Source organism: Gottfriedia luciferensis, from assembly GCF_002156865.1.
GTDB lineage: Bacteria > Bacillota > Bacilli > Bacillales > Bacillaceae_G > Gottfriedia > Gottfriedia luciferensis.
Map to the genome: position 1 here is coordinate 92,457 of NZ_NCTA01000011.1, position 16,822 is coordinate 109,278.

A 16,822-nucleotide genomic window follows, 5' to 3' on the forward strand; every position below is an offset into this window, starting at 1 on the left:
ATTTAATTTCAAAGAAATAAGGGAGTGATGAAATGATATTAGAAGCAGTTGTACTTTATGTAAGGGACGGTATGGAAGAACAATATGAAGACGCTTTTCGAAACGCATCAAAGATTATTTCTTCTATGAAAGGCTATATATCACATGAATTACAGCGATGCATGGAAGTTAAAGGGAAATATCTATTACTAGTTCAATGGGAAACATTAGAACATCATACAATTGGTTTTAGACAATCAAATGAATACCAAGATTGGAAAAAACAACTACATCATTTTTATGATCCATTCCCAACAGTTGAACATTTTGAAAGGGTAAAACTTTAGTAATGGACCTTAAATTATTATTTTTATCAGACGAATGGTTGTTTTTAGTTGACGATCAAAAGCTGCTTAATTGCAGCTTATTTTAATGAATTTTTCAGATTAGCTGATAAAAATTAAGATTCTAAACGAACTATTTTGATATAATTAGGTAAAAATACATGGAATTTTTAGGAGTTAAAATGATAAAAAAAATAAAAGCCTGGGCAAAAAATTTAAAACGCCAGATCTTTACACTTTATTTTGCTTGTAAAGATGAACGTGTACCTTGGTTCGCAAAAATGTTTACAATCTGTGTAGTAGCTTATGCTTTTAGCCCAATTGATTTAATCCCTGATTTTATACCAGTTCTTGGCTATTTGGATGATATTATACTTGTACCACTTGGTGTTATGCTTGCTTTAAAGATGATTCCCAAGGATGTAATTTCTGACTGCGCACTTAAAGCAGAGGAAAGAATGCAAAGTGGGGAACCAAAAAATTGGTTTGTAGGTTCACTTATCATATTGTTTTGGTTATTAATCACTGATTGGATTATTATTAAATTGATATCTTTATTTCATTAAAGTTTACATTAGTTGGATTTGTGCCAAAGCATAATCCAGCTTTTTTTTGTATAAGTAAAAGAATTTGTCACTGCTTGTTTAGCAGTTTACTTGTTAAACATTTTTAGGTCAGATTACTACTTCCAACTTTTATGATTAGTATCTTGCTTTTCGACTAATTCTGTAAATATTGTTGAAGAATTTTCATTCAAACTTTCATTTAATTTATTATGTATCATTGTAAATCCATATGACTCCATTAGTTGTTTAAACTCTCCGATCGTTAATGGTTTAGCATCATCATTTAATTCGTATCCTAATAAGCCATTTGGTTCGATTGTGGCAAACTTAAGCTCATCAAATCTTGTAATCCCTTCATTTCTTAACCGCATTTCTAATTGATCCACCGTTAAACGCAACTTTTTTAAATTCTTTCTATTTAATTTTCCATTTTCTATGACAATTTTTGATTTGCCTGTAATAAAACTTTCTAAATTATTCGATTTCAACTGCAAATATTCTAAAATAATGAGCGTTATTACAAAGGTTGAGGTAGCAATGATTGTTTTACCTAAACTTTTTTGAATAATTGGTGTAACAATTATCGTACCAATCGATATCATCACAATCGTTTGTGGTAAGGTCATTTGAGATATTGATTTTCTTCCAGCTACTCGTAATAGTAAGATTCCAGTTAAAATTAATAAAAATGAGCTATAGACAATATTGTTCATGACTTTTCCCTTTCAATGTTAATTTTTTGAAGAGAATCTATTTTTTGTAACCGGCTGAAAGACTTCAGCTATTCAAAGTTTATTTTAAGAATAATTACGTGATCTTATGCAGGTAACCCATATTTTAATGGAAAATCACTCGTGCTTGCAGCTCGTTTTTTATAGAAGTTCAGTTAAGAAGGAATCGTTTCAACAATGGACATTTCTTTAATGGGAGAAGTAACACTGTGTCGAATGTGGTAAAATATGGTATATGCTTTATTCTGATTTGTTCGGAGGTAATTAGTTTTGAAAAAACCTTATTTACTTTTAATTGCTATAGGAATTTTCGCAGTATTTCTAGGTGGTTTTCAATATATTAAGACATTTAAGGTTCCGTCAAATAATGAAATTTGGATCGGTTATAACAGAACTAATAAAAGTAGAAGTATAATAGATTTTAAGCGAGTAAATCTAGGAAGCCAGTCCAAGGTAGATAAATTAGAAGAAATTTTATTGTTTGGTAAAACAATAGAAAAACCGAAAGTTGATTTAGGAGAATATGATATTCAATTATCGTTCAAGGTTCCCGATAATATAAAATCGTACAATTTTTTAATTTGGTTTACGAATAATGGTGCCTTAATTAAGATGAATAGATTGAATAAATTTCATGCATATATCAGTTTGGATAATCAAGATACAAACTTAGTAAAAGAGATTATACAGTATAAAAAGTCTTAATTTTGAACTTGTGAAACTTCTTATTAACGAACGGATAATCTAGTTGATTAAGGAATATAAAAATTGGAGGGATTTAAATGACTCTATTTGGCTATCTATTTTGGGGATTTGTAATTGTCGCAATTGCATTTAGTTTCTTTATGCAAAAAAAGTTCGGAACAAAAGCACCAGATAAAACGGAAAGACAAACGATGAATGAAGAAATTACAAGAAATTCACATAGTAATGATAGACCACGGTTTTAAGTCAGACTTAAAATTTATTTTACATTGTATTTGGAGTTAGTTTCTTAATATTATCATGATCTTCTTACGAGTCTCGATTGTGACTCTTTTTTTGTTCTTGTAAGTTTAAATTCCTTGTCCTAATCATCAAAACTTCATTTTGTTTGATGGCAAACAAATCAATAATGACACGAATCAGTCAAAATGATAGAGTAATTGTTGTGAGAATAGACAATTAGGTGGTGGAATGATTATGAAGCATCTTCTTCCAAGCATTGAAGACGTGTTGCAAACGGATTTTACTTTGCTTTCTGATATGGATGAAAAAAATGGATGTGAAAGTGCTTATGTGTTTAAACAACATCAAAGTGAAGTTTGGATGTTAACGGTAAACGAGTACTTTTATTATAAAAGGAGAAATTCAGAAGAAATTAATTGGCAGCAAGCGGATGCCTTAAGTGAAAAAGCTTATATCAAAGAAGTAATTCAACAAGTGAGAACATCAGGGATTGTGGTCATCACGGATAGCGAAGGGAAAATCAAGGGCTATATCTCTTCTACGATTTTACTTTCAAAAGTGTTTGAATCTTATCAATATTTAGAGGCTTATTTTCAAACAATGATCGATACTATGGATGGTTCAGTCTCGATTGTGGATGAGGCGGGGAAAACCGTTGTTTGGACCCCTGGTGCAGAACGGATTTTTTCGATACCCAAAGAGGAGATTGTTGGTAAAGACATGGATCAGTTTTTTCCTAAAGAGATGTTGTTAAATAAAGTAACGATGGAAACAGGTCAATCGTTTCGCTATAGACAACATAAGCCTCGCGAGGATTTATTTGTCATGATTAATAGTAGCCCCGTCATAATCGATGATCGGATTGTCGGTGCTGTGGCAGCGGAAACGGACATTACGAGTCAAGTGTTAATGAATCAAGAGCTGATAAATGCTTCCTCAAAAATTCATCAACTGCAACAAGAGGTTTCAAGACTGCAATCGTCATATGATTCTTTTCAACTAATTAAAGGTTCAAGTCAATTAATAAAAGAAACGGTATCCTTATCAAGGAGAATGTCTGAAACAAATGCGAACATTTTATTACTTGGAGAAACAGGGGTTGGTAAGGAAATCTTTGCAAAAGCGATTCATCATTTCAAAGGTTCAACGACACCGTTTGTTGCGGTAAATTGCGGTGCTATTACACCATCTTTGTTTGAAAGTGAATTTTTTGGATATGATAAAGGGGCATTTTCAGGCGCAGATACCAAAGGTAAGAAAGGAAAACTAGAGGTAGCGAATGGAGGAACGCTCTTTCTTGATGAAATTGGTGATTTGCCGCTGGATATGCAAGTTAAATTGCTCCGTGTTCTCCAAGATAAAACATATTATCGTGTTGGAGGAACAGAGCAACTAATTGCTCATTGTCGGATTATCGCCGCCACGAATAAAGATTTGGAAGCAATGGTCAAAGCAGGTACATTTCGAGAAGATTTATACTATCGACTAAACATTTTATCCATTACGATTCCACCATTACGGGAACGAAAAGAAGACATAATGGAACTACTTCATCTGTTTATATATGAATTTTCTATATTGTATCATCGTACGATTGAATACGTAGACCCACAGGTGATTTCGATCTTATTGAAATATGATTGGCCAGGTAATGTTCGGGAGTTGCGCAATACAATCGAGCGATTAGTAATATTATCAAGAGACGGTAAAATTACGATCGAAGCATTACCCGAAAAGCTGTCACAGGCTGCTTCTTTATTGAATTATGGTGAATCATTGCAAGAAGATCTCAATCAGCATGAAAAAAATAAAATTATCGAAGCCATCCAAGCAGAAAATGGAAATAAGCAAGCAGCGGCTAAGAAACTTGGAATTTCTCGTGCTACTTTATACAATAAGCTTAAAAAATTAAATATTTACCATTAGGATTTAAAACAGTGCCAAATAAAAATTGTCGGCGCTGTTTTTTTGTTGTCTAAAAAAATAGACACTTGTTAATTGGAGTGTCTAAAAAAATAGACAGGTGCTTTCGAAATGCCTATTTACCGCCATATTTTCAAAATGGCATGAAACTTGCAATTACTTAAATGCGAGGAGTTGAACAGTTCATTTTACACTGACTAAAGACGAAACAGGATAAAATTAGCATTCAATTCAAGAAAAAAGGAGGTGGATTCTGGTTGTAAATCATTGTTCCCTATTATTGGGAAGATACAATACGATTTCCTTAACCAGAAATGAACATGCAAAAACGATTAGAAGCACTGCAAGACTTTTTACAAAAAGAACACATACAAGGTGGGCTAATAACATCGCGTCATAATATTTTTTATTTATCACAATTTGATTACGACCCACATGAACGGTTTGTTGGTATTTTTGTATTTGCAAAACGTGACCCAATCTTTATTACACCAGAGATGGAAGTTCAAATGTTAAAGGAAGCAGGTTGGAACAATCAAATTATTAGTTATACAGATTCTGCTAACCCTTGGAAACTTATTCGCGATGCTATTCAAGATGGGAATGGGATAAATCGATTTGCTGTGGAGAAACATGCAATCTCCTATTTTTATGTAGAAAATTTAAAACAGATTATGTGTGACGCGGAGTTTGTAGCGTTAGATGATAAGCTGACCGAAATGAGACTTGTAAAAGAAGATAACGAGATTGCGATTTTAAGAGAAGCGGCCGCTTTTGCTGATTATGGGGTGCAAGTCGGTATTGAGAATTTAAAGGAAGGGATAACTGAACTTGAAGTACTGGGGAAAATTGAATATGAATTAAAGAAGAAAGGGATTCGGGAAATGTCATTTTTACCAATTGTCTTGTTTGGTCAAAATGCAAGTAATCCTCATGGAATATCAGGAGAAAACAAGTTGAAAAAAGGAGATCCAGTCTTGTTTGATTTAGGTGTGAAGTATAAGGGCTACTGCTCCGATATTACAAGGACGGTCTTTTATGATCATGTCAATAATGAACTCGAAACGATTTACAACATCGTTTTACAAGCAAATCTTGCCGGGGTGGAGGCTTGTCAGGCAGGAAGTCGAATTGGAGATGTTGATCTAGCTGCAAGAAACATCATTCAGTCCGCTGGCTATGGTGATTTTTTTCCTCATCGAATAGGCCATGGATTAGGCATTGAGATCCATGAATCCCCTTCAATGAATGAAGCCAATGATGGAATCTTGAAACGTGGAATGGTGCTCACTGTTGAACCAGGCATTTATTTAACAGAAATTGGTGGAATCCGAATTGAAGATGATCTTGTTGTTACAGAAAACGGTTATGAAGTTTTAACGAAATTTTCGAAAACACTGCTAGTTGTAAGGGGGTAAAAGGAAATGAACCGAATTGAAAAAATACAGAAACAGCTGACAATGAATAATGTCGATGCGATATTAATAACTAAGTATGAAAACCGTAGATATACAACGGGTTTTACAGGTTCGGCAGGCATGGTGTTGATTTCCCAAGAGGGCGCTATCTTTATCACAGATTTTCGTTACGGCGAGCAGGCACAAACTGAAGTGAAAAATGCAAAAATTGTTGTACATGATGGGAATATCGAAAAAGAAGTAGCAAATGAAAGTGAACGTCATGGTATTCAAAGGGTAGCCGTAGAGGAAAACGCCATGACGTTAAAAACATTTTCGGCTCTAAAGGAGTACGTAAAAGCACAATTGGTTCCATTGGAAAACATAGTTGAAAAGGTGCGCGAGATTAAAGAACAGTCAGAATTGGAAACAATGCGAACGGCGGCCCGTATTGCTGATAAAGCGTTTGAAAATATTTTGAATGTGATTAAGCCGGGTATAACGGAGAGAGAAATCCGCGATGAACTAGAGGGCTATATGCGTAAGCAGGGTGCCACATCTTCTTCATTTAACATTATCGTTGCCTCTGGACAACGGGCAGCCTTGCCACATGGTGTTGCTTCAGAAAAAGCAGTCGAGTATGGCGATATGGTGACCTTGGATTTTGGCGCAATGTACAACGGATATTGTTCCGATATTACAAGAACGATAGCTGTCGGGAACTGCTCAGATGAATTTCACGATATTTATCATATTGTCTTGGATGCACTAAAACGTGGGACGGAAGGAATTCGAGCGGGTGAAAATGCGAAAAAAATTGACGATTTAACAAGAAATTATATTACTGAAAAAGGCTATGGTGATCGCTTCGGACATTCAACCGGTCATGGCTTGGGTATGGAAGTGCACGAACCACTCCGTCTTTCTGATAAAAGTAAAGAAGTGCTGCAAGCTGGTATGGTCGTAACAGTTGAGCCAGGTATTTATATCCCTGGTTGGGGTGGCTGCCGAATTGAGGATGATATAGTGGTGACAGAGAATGGGTATGAAATTATTACTCATTCACCTAAGAAATTACTGATTTTATAAACGTTAAGAAAATTGAAAAGGTCACCGTAACTGAATAGTACGGTGACCCTTCATGTGAATGGAGTAGGATACAAGATGAATGATATCGTTATCAAAGTGATGATTGGGTTTATGCTGCTTGGGGCAGTGGATCAGTTGATGGGGAACCGATTAGGTATCGGACAAAAATTCACTGAAGCATTTCATTCCATGGGAGCTTTAGCATTGTCAATGGTAGGGATGATTTCATTGTCACCTGTTCTTGCCAAAGTGTTGTCACCAGTAGTCTCACCTGTTTATCAATTCCTCGGAGCGGATCCTTCGATGTTTTCATCGACGTTTTTGGCACTTGATATGGGCGGATACTCTCTTGCAAATGAAATGGCAAGGTCTAGTGATGCAGCTTTATTTTCTTGGGTTTTTTTAGGAACAATGATGGGACCAACTATCGTATTTACAATTCCGGTTGCCTTAAGAATCATACAAAAGAAAGATCATTCTTTTTTTGCAAAAGGGATATTAATCGGACTTATGACCATTCCGGTTGGCTGCTTGGCAGGAGGATTCACAGCGGGATTTGACTTTGTATGGATGCTGAAAAATTTGCTACCGTCTATCCTGATTTCGCTCATAATCGGGATCGGTATGCTTAGCTTTCCTTCCGTGATGATTCGCGGTTTCGTATGGTTTGGAAAAGGGATTGAAATCATCATCATGATTGGGCTTGTAGCTGTTATGATTGAAACTTTGACAGGATTTGTTCTAATTCCTGGAATGATGCCGATGAGGGAAGGGATTGTGACGGTCGGGAAAATCACATTTACCCTTGCTGGTGCGTTTCCGTTCGTATACGTATTGACAATAGTGTTGAAAAAGCCTTTTACCCTTTTAGGGAAAAGGTTGGGGATTAATCAACAATCATTGGGCGGATTCATTGCGTCCTTCGCTCATCACATTCCGATGTTTGCGACACTGCACGAAATGGACGATCGTGGAAAAATCATAAATACTGCATTTGCCGTAAGCGGCGCATTTGTATTTGGAAGTCACTTAGGATTTGTGGCGGGTATTGAGAAAAGTTTTGTTATACCATTAATAGTTGGGAAATTGACTGCTGGCTTTTTGGCTTCAGCTTTGGCATTGATCGCAACGAAACAAAAATCAAGCTAACAATCCAATAGACTGTTCAAGATTACTAAAAAAAAACAAACATATAAAATAAAAACGCCTTAGAATGTTATTCTAGGCGTTTTTAGACTACATTTAATACTTCTCAAGTATCATATAAATTTTTTACTAACGAGTTTAATTTATTAGATTTTTTTATTGATAGCTTAAACAGATATGAAATCATTTTAAATAGACAAAATCCAATTAACGTTCCTGTGAAATTGAATATGACGTCATTAATATCAACAATTCTTAAAGTGTAACGATTAAGTAGACCAATAATCCCTTGTAAAGACTCACTTATGACTCCTATTAATAATCCTGCTACAACGATTTTTTTATATGTACTTTTTGTAATAAAAGGAAGTCCAAAACCAAATGGTATTGTCATCAGAACATTTAGTATAGAAGTCACAAAATCCTGCTTTGTAAGGTTTAAAAGAGGGACTAGATTCAAATTTGCCCATACATGTAGCCCAACCATTTTTCTGAGAGAAGGGAGTGCATAAATTGGGAATTGAGTATAATTTATAACAGTACATAAATAGATATACATAATAGTGAAAAAGAATAAATACATAATATGTTTTTTGTATTTTACCTTTAAAACGAATAGGATCATTAATAATAAAATGATTGATCCATATAGTATCCATCCACCATGGAAATCAATCATCGTCTCCCTCATCTTCCATCGAACATGGAAATCTATCATCATCTGACTCATATTAGAGAATCTCCTCCAAAACATTGAGAATTACATAACCACTAAGTTTATGCCACTCATAATATAATGGTTATATAATTCCGAATTTTACCATTATATTACTAGAAATTGAAATCGATTTTTTTGTTAGAAAGTCAAGATAGTGATTGCCTTCAATTGAAATAGTTTCAATTTGATCTATTTATTATAGAACTTAAGAATCAATTAGAATAGAGGACAAAAGAACTCTCGTGATAGGAATTTGCAATAAATTTGTTGAATCATTCTACGAAGAGCACTTTTTAAGGAGGTAAAATATGAAAATCAATCGAATAGATCATGTGAGTATAAACGTAAATAATCTTTCAGCGGCTAAAGCGTTTTTTCTTGATTTAGGACTTGAAGTGAAAGCAGAATGGGAATTGGAAGGCGAACAGTTGGACAGAATCGTTGGGCTGAAGGGTGTCAAAACAGCATGCATAGGATTGGGGATGCCAGATGGTCAGGCATGGATCGAGTTAGTCAAATTTTATACCCCGGCAGATGAAATAGAGATTCAGCAACCTTTTGCAAATACGCTCGGTATCCGACATATTTGCTTTGCTGTTGAAGATATTGAAGCGATTATTTCAAAATTGAAAATGAAGGGCACGGAAATCTTTAGTGAGATACAGCAATATGAAGAAAGTTATAAATTATGCTATGTTCGTGGTCCTGAAGGAATTATTTTAGAGTTGGCGGAGAAGATTTAAAAAACATATAGACTTACCAAATCTAAATACACTTATGTTACAGACTGGACGACTGTCTTTTTTAGGGCAGTCGTTCTATCTCTTTGTAGGGTAAACAAGGGCATTTGCTTAGAAAAATGGAGAACCTTGTCAATTGAAGGTTCTCCACATTGATTTTAGATAATTAGTGAATGGCTGAAAATAAAGGGTCGATTTTCACTTTCCATGGAGAAAAAGGAGACGTTCTCACCAATGTAAAAGAAAGTTTGGTTCTAATCGGATCTACATTTTTTATTAAGAGATTAACTTCAACTGGAATTTCAGTTGTAAAAGAGTAAAGATCGGTCTCCTTTGTTTTGGGTAAAGTCCACTGTATCGCTTCTATTTTTTTTATTTTGTTAAGTTCGTTATTAATATTTTTTTTATTACTTATGGCTATGCTTTTAGCCAAGCCTTTATCTCCGTTTTTAATGGTTACGAAGAATACATTTAGCAGTTGGGAAGGTGAAAGATTATTCGTATATTCATCAAACCTCCCAGCAGCTTTCAGGATCATAATATGATGAGATAAGTCTGATTTTCCTGACCGGTGTGTGGTACTTCCAAAAAAATGAATGCAAAAGTGACCATGAAAACCGTTTTGAAGTGAACCTGTACCATGTGGCATACCATGCATGGAAGCAGGGATCAGGTTGTCATGAGCTAAAATTAATACAGCCCTTCTTCTCCAACTCCAGTTCCCATCGTATATTTCCTTCATTATTTCAGTATCTTCTTTTGTTAATGGCTGAACATCTGCATGCCTACTACCAGCTCTTCGTTGTACGTTAAAGCTCTTGCCACTTTCAACATCGATAACAGTAAACATCGAATATTTTGGGAGTATATTATTGACGGCATCCCAATCCTGAATTTCTATTTGAAAACTAATGGGGGAGGGAATTGATTCTTCTTTTGTAGCGTATGTAAGTTTGGTACTGTAAAAGAATGAAATGGACAAGATTACAATAAAAAAAGCTTTTTTCACAACTATATGTCAACTCCGATATTTAGTAATTGAATATATCTATTTTGTGTTATTTTTTATATAAAATAGCTAGTAAAAAAAATTGGTAAGATATTCTTGATAAGTTGAAGCGCAGAGGATGTTCATGAACAAGGGTTTTTTGAAGAAGGAATTTAATTTATTAACGTTGAATTAATTACAAAATTGCATTTACGGAATGAAAACTGAAACATTTATTCATTAGAACTCCAGAAGTTAGATTTTTTAAAGCAGAACTTTCAATATTAAATGGAATATCAAAGGAGTGAGAAAGGATAAATGAATCAACCGTATTTTTATTTAAAACTAGAAACACTTCAATTACATATGTCTTATAAAAATGAAAAACGACGAGTTCGAGTTTTGTTACCGAAAAATTATGAAAAAGATGAGGCTGAAAATTATCCAGTTGTCTATATGCATGATGGACAAAATCTTTTCTACAGTAATGAAGCATATAGCGGGTATTCATGGAAAGTTATTTCGGCAATTAAGTTAAACCCCGATATACCGAAGATGATTGTTGTTGGGATCGATAACGCTGAACAAGATCGAATGAATGAATATACGCCTTGGAAAATTACTGAAAGTCCACTTCCTAAAGATTATGAACTAGGCGGAAAAGGCGTTAAGTATGCAAACTTTGTCATGACAGTTGTGAAGCCATATATCGATCAGCATTACCGAACTAAATCAGATAAGAATCATACAGCGATGATTGGCAGTTCACTTGGAGGAAATATTTCCGCTTTTATGGGGATTGAATATAAAAACCAAATAGGTGGGTTAGGCATTTTTTCTTTAGCAAATTGGATTACTAGTAAAGCTTTTGACAGTTATATTGCTAGTGAAGAGTTAGATCCTGAGCAACGCGTATACATTCAAGTTGGGACCCAGGAAGGTGATGATGCCGATCGGCAATTGATGTTTGGGAATATGAAGCAGGCATATATCGATTGCTCTCTTAAGTATTATAAACAACTGATAAAAGGCTCTGTTCCAATTGATAACATTCGTTTAAATATTTTTGCAGATGAGGAACATGATGAAAAAGCTTGGGCAAAACATCTGCCAGAATGTTTACGTTTCTTAAGTGAGAAGTGGTCTTAAATAAACTTTTAAATCATGTGTTTGACCTAGGAATTTAAATTGAAATAATGAACTCTAGTTTGAAAATAAATTTTTTGATATCTGAAAGGAGCGTTTTTATGAATTATATTTTGATTTCACCATATTATCCAAGTAATTTTCAGTCATTTGCTCTTCGTTTAAAAGACGCAGGTGTCAATGTATTAGGAATTGGCGAAGAGCCATATGATCAATTAGGTTCCGTATTACAAAACACTTTAAGAGAATATTATCGTGTAAATAATTTAGAAGATGTAAATGAAGTGAAACGTGCTGTTGCGTTTTTATTTTATAAGCATGGTCCAATAGAGCGCATTGAATCAAATAACGAATATTGGTTAGAACTTGATGCGCAGTTGCGTGAACAATTTAACGTATATGGTAATAAAACGAGTGACTTGAAAAAAGTTAAATATAAATCTGAGATGAAGAAGTTGTTTAAAAAAGCAGGTGTGCCTGTTGTAGTTGGACGAACTGTTAAAACTAAAATGGAATTATCTAAAGCTATAGATGAATTAGGACTACCGGTTATAGCCAAACCAGATAATGGAGTTGGATCAGCTGCAACTTTTAAATTAAGTACAGAAGAGGATGTATTTCATTTTGAAGAAGAATGGGAAGAAGCACAAGTATACTTCTTAGAACCATATGTTGAAGGTGGCCTGCTTTGTACATTTGATGGTTTAGTAGATCAAAAAGGGAAAATTGTTTTCCAAACTAGCTTTACATATAATGTGCCAACTCTGGAACTCGTTAAGGGGCAGTTGGATTTAGCTTATGTGATTCAAAAAGAAATTGATCCGAAGCTCGAAGCTTATGGAAAGGCGATTGTGAAAGCTTTTGGTATGAAAGAACGCTTTTTCCATATCGAGTTTTTTAAATTAGAAGATGGGGATTATGTTGCACTTGAATATAATAACCGCTTAGCTGGAGGCTACACGATTGATATGTACAATTTCGCGTACTCAATTGATTTATTTGCTCAGTATGCGTCCATTGTCACTGGCAGAGAATTTACGAAGCCTGATGTCGAAAACCAGTTTTGTGTTGGTGTAACACAGCGTGATGTATATGAGTATGAACATGATACGAATGCTATTTATGAACGATTTGGAGACAGTGTAAAGTTTGAAAAGCGTATACCAGATGCGTTTGCGAAACTCCAAGGTAATCAATTTTATGCGATTAATGCAAATTCACAGGAAGAAGTCGATGAAATTATCCGATTTGTACATGAACGAAAAAATTACAGCATTGTAAACGTATAGGAATAGGGGATTTTTCAATGAATATAGAACTTTTAAACCATTGGAGTGGCGAATTAGGACGTGAAATGTATATGAACAGATATGGGCACAGTGGTATGCCAATCTTAGTTTTTCCTTCATCTGGGGGTACGCATTTTGAATACAATAATTTTGGAATGATTGATGTGTGTCATGAATTTATTGAATCCGGAAAAGTTCAGTTTTTTACACTCGCTAGTATAGATAGCGAAAGTTGGCTGCACGATTCAAAACCCGTGCATGACCGTGCATTAGCTCATGAAGCATATGATCGTTATGTTATTTCAGAAGCTATTCCATTTATAAAACATAAAACAGGTTGGTTTGATCCAATGATGACAACGGGTTGTAGTATGGGTGCATACCATGCGTTAAACTTTTTATTGAGACATCCGGATGTCTTCCAAGCAACCGTTGCACTTAGCGGTGTTTACGATGTGCGTTTCTTTTTTGGGGATTACGGAAATGATCCTCTAGTGTACGAAAATTCACCGAGTGATTATATATGGAATCAAAATGACGGCTGGTTTATTGATCGATATCGTTCCGCGGATATTATTATTTGTACCGGGTTAGGTGATTGGGAACAGGATGGGCTGCCTTCATACTTTACATTAAAAGAAGCATTCGAAGAAAAACAAATCCAAGCGTGGTTTGATGAGTGGGGCGAAGATGTTTCGCATGATTGGGTATGGTGGCGACGCCAAATGCCGTATTATTTAGGGGAATTATTTTAATAAATCAATAAAATAAACACAAAAAGCCTTGATGTTTTTCAAGGTTTTTTGTGTTGTAACGCCCGTTTATTCGATTACGATTTCTTTAGGAACGCTCTTGTTATTATTGAAATCGGTTGTATATAAACTAATTTTCTTACCTTTTACATCGTGATAATGAAATGGAAAGCTTATTTGTTGTTCGCTTCGAAATCTTTTATCAGTTGAATATTCACCCGTTTCATAATAACCATTTTTAAATTTATTACCGAAACTGTAATGTACAGCGCGAATTGTTTCATCTGCATAAGTAGTAAAATTAACACTGACTTCATTACTAGAAACCGTATACTGTAGTTTTTTGATTCCTCTTGGTTTGCTACTGACATTCGTTGTTGTCACTTTCTGGTCAATGGATGACAGGACTTTTCTGTCTTTAAGCACTTGAATGGTAATCAAGTAGGAAGAATTTTTTTTTAACCCTTGATAAACAGTGATATCAAAATCCTGATTATTTGATGGTAAGGTCATTTCATATTCTAACGAGTTCTCGTCTTCATCTGAAAAACTGGATGTACGTTGGCCGTTCACAAGAATCTCGATTTTTTCTCCATCCTCGAACCTCCAAGCAGTTCCTTGGAATTTAAATCCATGGTTAAATGGAACGAAACAATTGATGGCTATTTCTTCCTTATTTTTTTTAATTGTTGAGTTACTGGACTCTTTCTTACCTTTGTGTTGCTCATACTTTGATTGTGATGGTTGTGGCGATAATTGACTACAACTTGCCATGAGTAGGATCGATGCAAAAATTGTGAGTATGAATTTTTTCAAATGTCGTTACCTCTTTTCTTCATAGATATAAGCGTATTCAAGTATGGAACGAAATACAAGGGGAAATTCTAGTTTTCTTTTCTTGAATCTTGTGCAACTATGCATTACTTAAAGATCAGATAGAATTGTTAAACAGTCCAATTAATGGGCTATTTTGCAGGAGAATTAGAAAAAAAACCGAACTATTTTAAATGCAACTGTTATTTTTGGGAGGGGATATGATGATTTGTATAGATAAAAAGAAAACTGCTGAAAGATGGTTCAATGAATACTTTACCAAGGGGAATTTAGATGCATTAGACGATCTAACAACTGCAGATTTCGTGTATCACTCAAGAAATGGTGATAACTCAAGAGAAAAGATGAAGGAATTTATGAAATGGTATCATTCTGTTTTCCAAGACGATGAGTGGGAAATTGATGATTTTATTGAACAAGGACATAAATTAGTTGTTCGATATACTGGTTGGATGACCTATAAAGGTGGTTGGTTTAATATCCCATCTGACAATCAACGTGTTAAAGAAACGGGTATTATGATTTTTTTATTCGAAAATGGAAAAGTTAAAGAGCTATGGTGTGAAAACAGCGATGCTGCAATCCTATTTGAATTAGGAGCATTACAAGAAAACACTCATAAGGTCTTTTAATCCTTACTTTTTAAGAACGACTAGTAAAAGCAATGTATTTATTTATCTAAGATAGTTACTAGTTTAAATAAATAAAAGGGATTAATGTTAATTGTTGATTTTTTACAAAACACATTTTTGAAAAAGATTCTATGTAATTTAAAGACATTGAATTGGAGTGAAAGGTGGGAGACTCCTATGGGAGTAGCGGGAAGGGTGAGACCCCGCAGGCTTGCCGAGGAGGCTCAGCTCACGCCCCATGGAAAGCGAGCATCCTGTAACGGAAATCATCAACATTCTTTTTTTACAGAGTCTATAGATTAAATATTCCTTATCATTTTAAAGTCATGTCGTTCAACTAATATATTGATTAGTTGAAGATTTACTACTACGATAAACTTTGTACAAGAAAGTATGAGAGTAACATGTTAATTGTAGAAAGTTATGAACTAGATTTTTTCCACAGGTACATCCCTTATTCGATCGATGAATAAGGGTGTTTTGTTTCTAAAAAAGTTCTTATCATTTTATTTGTTTATTCGATTAATTTTTATTGAACTAAGTTCGACGGGGATATAAATCTTATTTTTAAGTACAACATTCCCCATTGAATCACATAGATTTTCAATTAATAATACAAATAAATTATTATTTGAATGTAATTCATGGTGTGAAGAAGGAAGAACTGTTTCTGTAAATTTTATTTCGATTGTTGATGAATGAATGAGATGATAAATATCTTCTTCAAGTATTTTTAGTACATTTTGCTCATCGTTGAGATTCATTTGATAAAGGGACGCTGTTTCACTTGGGAACATTGTAAAAGCATGTGCCACTATTTTATTTTTACTCTTATACCACCTATTAAATCGAATCATCACAGCTGAGTCTCGATTAAATATCTTTTTTATGTAATCATAATCGTCTGAAAAACTAATTTCAAAATATGCATCAATATCATCAATCGTTTCTGTACAACATTGAAAAACAGTATTATCTATTTTTTCTAAGCCAACACCTTTTACATTTACATTTTGTTTTATATAGTTCCCTTGTCCATGGATTGTTTCAATATAACCTTCCTCTTTTAATAAACCCAATGCTTGTCTTAGGGTCATCCTACTAACATTCATCATTTTAGAAAGTTCTGGTTCGGAAGGTAGCTTACTTCCAATCGGATAGACTCCCTCATTGATTAGTTTAAATAATTTTTCAAAAACCTCTACGTATAGAGGTGATTTTTTTTTATTTTCGGTAGACATAAACAACACTCCTTACAAATATTATATCGAGTTATAAATTAATCGCAATCTTGTCTATTTAAGGAGAAATGTAAGGAAGACTATTATTCTTTTAAATCAAGCTCCTAAAATGATTAAGAGGAAGAATATTCTGGAATTTAAGATTGTTGTTGCTTAATTTAATCTGTTGAAATATAATTTAAATAAATTAGACAACTAATTAGACAACTGTATTTCGTAGTATTATTTTTTACGCAATGAGATAAAAAAGAAATTTGTGAAAGCGAATACATTAAAAAATGAAATGAACAGATTACTTACTATCTAAAAGAGTAAGAATAGTACTGAAATAGTTTTTGGTCGTTAAAGGATTTAAAAGA

General features: G+C 34.1%; 18 protein-coding genes. 13 read left to right on the top strand and 5 right to left on the bottom strand.

From position 1 onward, the window contains the following. Window positions 1-32 precede the first annotated feature (32 nt). Together B7R67_RS10360 and B7R67_RS10365 are read left to right on the top strand one after the other, a co-directional pair. Window positions 33-326: an antibiotic biosynthesis monooxygenase family protein gene (locus B7R67_RS10360; protein ID WP_088070111.1), complete on the top strand. Its 294-nt coding sequence runs from the start codon at window positions 33-35 to the stop codon at window positions 324-326. Between the two features lie 179 nt (window positions 327-505). After that, window positions 506-889 (top strand): YkvA family protein, encoded by a 384-nt coding sequence (locus B7R67_RS10365; RefSeq protein WP_088070168.1) that lies wholly within the window; start codon window positions 506-508, stop codon window positions 887-889. Window positions 890-1,005: 116 nt separating this feature from the next. On the opposite strand, the gene B7R67_RS10370 is transcribed toward B7R67_RS10365, so the two are convergent. Continuing rightward, the gene (locus tag B7R67_RS10370) at window positions 1,006-1,602 is read right to left on the bottom strand and encodes a DUF421 domain-containing protein (RefSeq protein ID WP_088070113.1); all 597 of its coding nucleotides are present in this window, start codon (window positions 1,600-1,602) and stop codon (window positions 1,006-1,008) included. 288 nt (window positions 1,603-1,890) lie between these two features. Here B7R67_RS10370 and B7R67_RS10375 point away from each other — a divergent pair, with 288 nt between their 5' ends. From B7R67_RS10375 to eutH, 6 genes are all read left to right on the top strand, one after another. Then, window positions 1,891-2,325, top strand: a complete 435-nt coding sequence (locus B7R67_RS10375) for a hypothetical protein (RefSeq protein WP_088070115.1) — start codon at window positions 1,891-1,893, stop codon at window positions 2,323-2,325. A gap of 77 nt (window positions 2,326-2,402) precedes the next feature. Next, window positions 2,403-2,570 (top strand): hypothetical protein, encoded by a 168-nt coding sequence (locus B7R67_RS22115; RefSeq protein ID WP_158095068.1) that lies wholly within the window; start codon window positions 2,403-2,405, stop codon window positions 2,568-2,570. A gap of 283 nt (window positions 2,571-2,853) precedes the next feature. Beyond that, entirely contained in the window at window positions 2,854-4,494 is a 1,641-nt protein-coding gene (locus B7R67_RS10380; protein ID WP_235822136.1) for a sigma-54 interaction domain-containing protein, read from the top strand. Window positions 4,495-4,811: 317 nt separating this feature from the next. Next, window positions 4,812-5,909, top strand: a complete 1,098-nt coding sequence (locus B7R67_RS10385) for a M24 family metallopeptidase (RefSeq protein ID WP_088070119.1) — start codon at window positions 4,812-4,814, stop codon at window positions 5,907-5,909. A gap of 6 nt (window positions 5,910-5,915) precedes the next feature. Continuing rightward, window positions 5,916-6,977, top strand: coding sequence for a M24 family metallopeptidase (locus B7R67_RS10390; protein ID WP_088070121.1), 1,062 nt, complete (start codon window positions 5,916-5,918; stop codon window positions 6,975-6,977). A gap of 75 nt (window positions 6,978-7,052) precedes the next feature. Further along, window positions 7,053-8,126: an ethanolamine utilization protein EutH gene (gene eutH, locus B7R67_RS10395; protein WP_088070123.1), complete on the top strand. Its 1,074-nt coding sequence runs from the start codon at window positions 7,053-7,055 to the stop codon at window positions 8,124-8,126. Window positions 8,127-8,229: 103 nt separating this feature from the next. On the opposite strand, the gene B7R67_RS10400 is transcribed toward eutH, so the two are convergent. Then, complete coding sequence (locus tag B7R67_RS10400) at window positions 8,230-8,853, bottom strand: VanZ family protein (RefSeq protein ID WP_158095069.1); 624 nt, start codon at window positions 8,851-8,853, stop codon at window positions 8,230-8,232. Between the two features lie 296 nt (window positions 8,854-9,149). Between B7R67_RS10400 and B7R67_RS10405 the strand changes: the two genes are divergently transcribed. Next, window positions 9,150-9,584, top strand: a complete 435-nt coding sequence (locus B7R67_RS10405) for a VOC family protein (protein WP_088070127.1) — start codon at window positions 9,150-9,152, stop codon at window positions 9,582-9,584. A gap of 163 nt (window positions 9,585-9,747) precedes the next feature. Here B7R67_RS10405 and B7R67_RS10410 read toward each other — a convergent pair whose 3' ends face one another. Further along, window positions 9,748-10,590, bottom strand: a complete 843-nt coding sequence (locus B7R67_RS10410) for a hypothetical protein (protein ID WP_088070129.1) — start codon at window positions 10,588-10,590, stop codon at window positions 9,748-9,750. 297 nt (window positions 10,591-10,887) lie between these two features. Between B7R67_RS10410 and B7R67_RS10415 the strand changes: the two genes are divergently transcribed. From B7R67_RS10415 to B7R67_RS10425, 3 genes are all read left to right on the top strand, one after another. Continuing rightward, window positions 10,888-11,718, top strand: coding sequence for an alpha/beta hydrolase (locus tag B7R67_RS10415; RefSeq protein WP_088070131.1), 831 nt, complete (start codon window positions 10,888-10,890; stop codon window positions 11,716-11,718). A 98-nt stretch (window positions 11,719-11,816) separates the two neighbouring features. Beyond that, window positions 11,817-13,004: an ATP-grasp domain-containing protein gene (locus B7R67_RS10420; protein ID WP_088070133.1), complete on the top strand. Its 1,188-nt coding sequence runs from the start codon at window positions 11,817-11,819 to the stop codon at window positions 13,002-13,004. A 17-nt stretch (window positions 13,005-13,021) separates the two neighbouring features. Then, entirely contained in the window at window positions 13,022-13,759 is a 738-nt protein-coding gene (locus B7R67_RS10425; protein WP_088070135.1) for an esterase family protein, read from the top strand. Between the two features lie 66 nt (window positions 13,760-13,825). On the opposite strand, the gene B7R67_RS10430 is transcribed toward B7R67_RS10425, so the two are convergent. After that, on the bottom strand, window positions 13,826-14,572 hold the full coding sequence (locus tag B7R67_RS10430) for a hypothetical protein (protein ID WP_088070137.1): 747 nt from the start codon (window positions 14,570-14,572) through the stop codon (window positions 13,826-13,828). A gap of 221 nt (window positions 14,573-14,793) precedes the next feature. Here B7R67_RS10430 and B7R67_RS10435 point away from each other — a divergent pair, with 221 nt between their 5' ends. Beyond that, complete coding sequence (locus B7R67_RS10435; RefSeq protein ID WP_158095070.1) at window positions 14,794-15,222, top strand: ester cyclase; 429 nt, start codon at window positions 14,794-14,796, stop codon at window positions 15,220-15,222. Between the two features lie 506 nt (window positions 15,223-15,728). Here the strand turns inward: B7R67_RS10435 and B7R67_RS10440 are convergent. Continuing rightward, window positions 15,729-16,463 carry a GntR family transcriptional regulator gene (locus tag B7R67_RS10440; RefSeq protein ID WP_088070141.1) on the bottom strand — a complete coding sequence of 245 codons (735 nt, stop codon included), beginning with the start codon at window positions 16,461-16,463 and terminating at the stop codon, window positions 15,729-15,731. Window positions 16,464-16,822 lie beyond the last annotated feature (359 nt).

Bases quoted from the DNA above. Each gene is read 5' to 3' on its own strand.
- B7R67_RS10360 (WP_088070111.1), top strand. From the start codon at position 33: ATGATATTAGAAGCAGTTGTACTTTATGTAAGGGACGGTATGGAAGAA.
- B7R67_RS10365 (WP_088070168.1), top strand. From the start codon at position 506: ATGATAAAAAAAATAAAAGCCTGGGCAAAAAATTTAAAACGCCAGATC.
- B7R67_RS10370 (WP_088070113.1), bottom strand. From the start codon at position 1,602: ATGAACAATATTGTCTATAGCTCATTTTTATTAATTTTAACTGGAATC.
- B7R67_RS22115 (WP_158095068.1), top strand. From the start codon at position 2,403: ATGACTCTATTTGGCTATCTATTTTGGGGATTTGTAATTGTCGCAATT.
- B7R67_RS10385 (WP_088070119.1), top strand. From the start codon at position 4,812: ATGCAAAAACGATTAGAAGCACTGCAAGACTTTTTACAAAAAGAACAC.
- B7R67_RS10390 (WP_088070121.1), top strand. From the start codon at position 5,916: ATGAACCGAATTGAAAAAATACAGAAACAGCTGACAATGAATAATGTC.
- eutH (WP_088070123.1), top strand. From the start codon at position 7,053: ATGAATGATATCGTTATCAAAGTGATGATTGGGTTTATGCTGCTTGGG.
- B7R67_RS10400 (WP_158095069.1), bottom strand. From the start codon at position 8,853: ATGAGTCAGATGATGATAGATTTCCATGTTCGATGGAAGATGAGGGAG.
- B7R67_RS10405 (WP_088070127.1), top strand. From the start codon at position 9,150: ATGAAAATCAATCGAATAGATCATGTGAGTATAAACGTAAATAATCTT.
- B7R67_RS10415 (WP_088070131.1), top strand. From the start codon at position 10,888: ATGAATCAACCGTATTTTTATTTAAAACTAGAAACACTTCAATTACAT.
- B7R67_RS10420 (WP_088070133.1), top strand. From the start codon at position 11,817: ATGAATTATATTTTGATTTCACCATATTATCCAAGTAATTTTCAGTCA.
- B7R67_RS10425 (WP_088070135.1), top strand. From the start codon at position 13,022: ATGAATATAGAACTTTTAAACCATTGGAGTGGCGAATTAGGACGTGAA.
- B7R67_RS10435 (WP_158095070.1), top strand. From the start codon at position 14,794: ATGATTTGTATAGATAAAAAGAAAACTGCTGAAAGATGGTTCAATGAA.
- B7R67_RS10440 (WP_088070141.1), bottom strand. From the start codon at position 16,463: ATGTCTACCGAAAATAAAAAAAAATCACCTCTATACGTAGAGGTTTTT.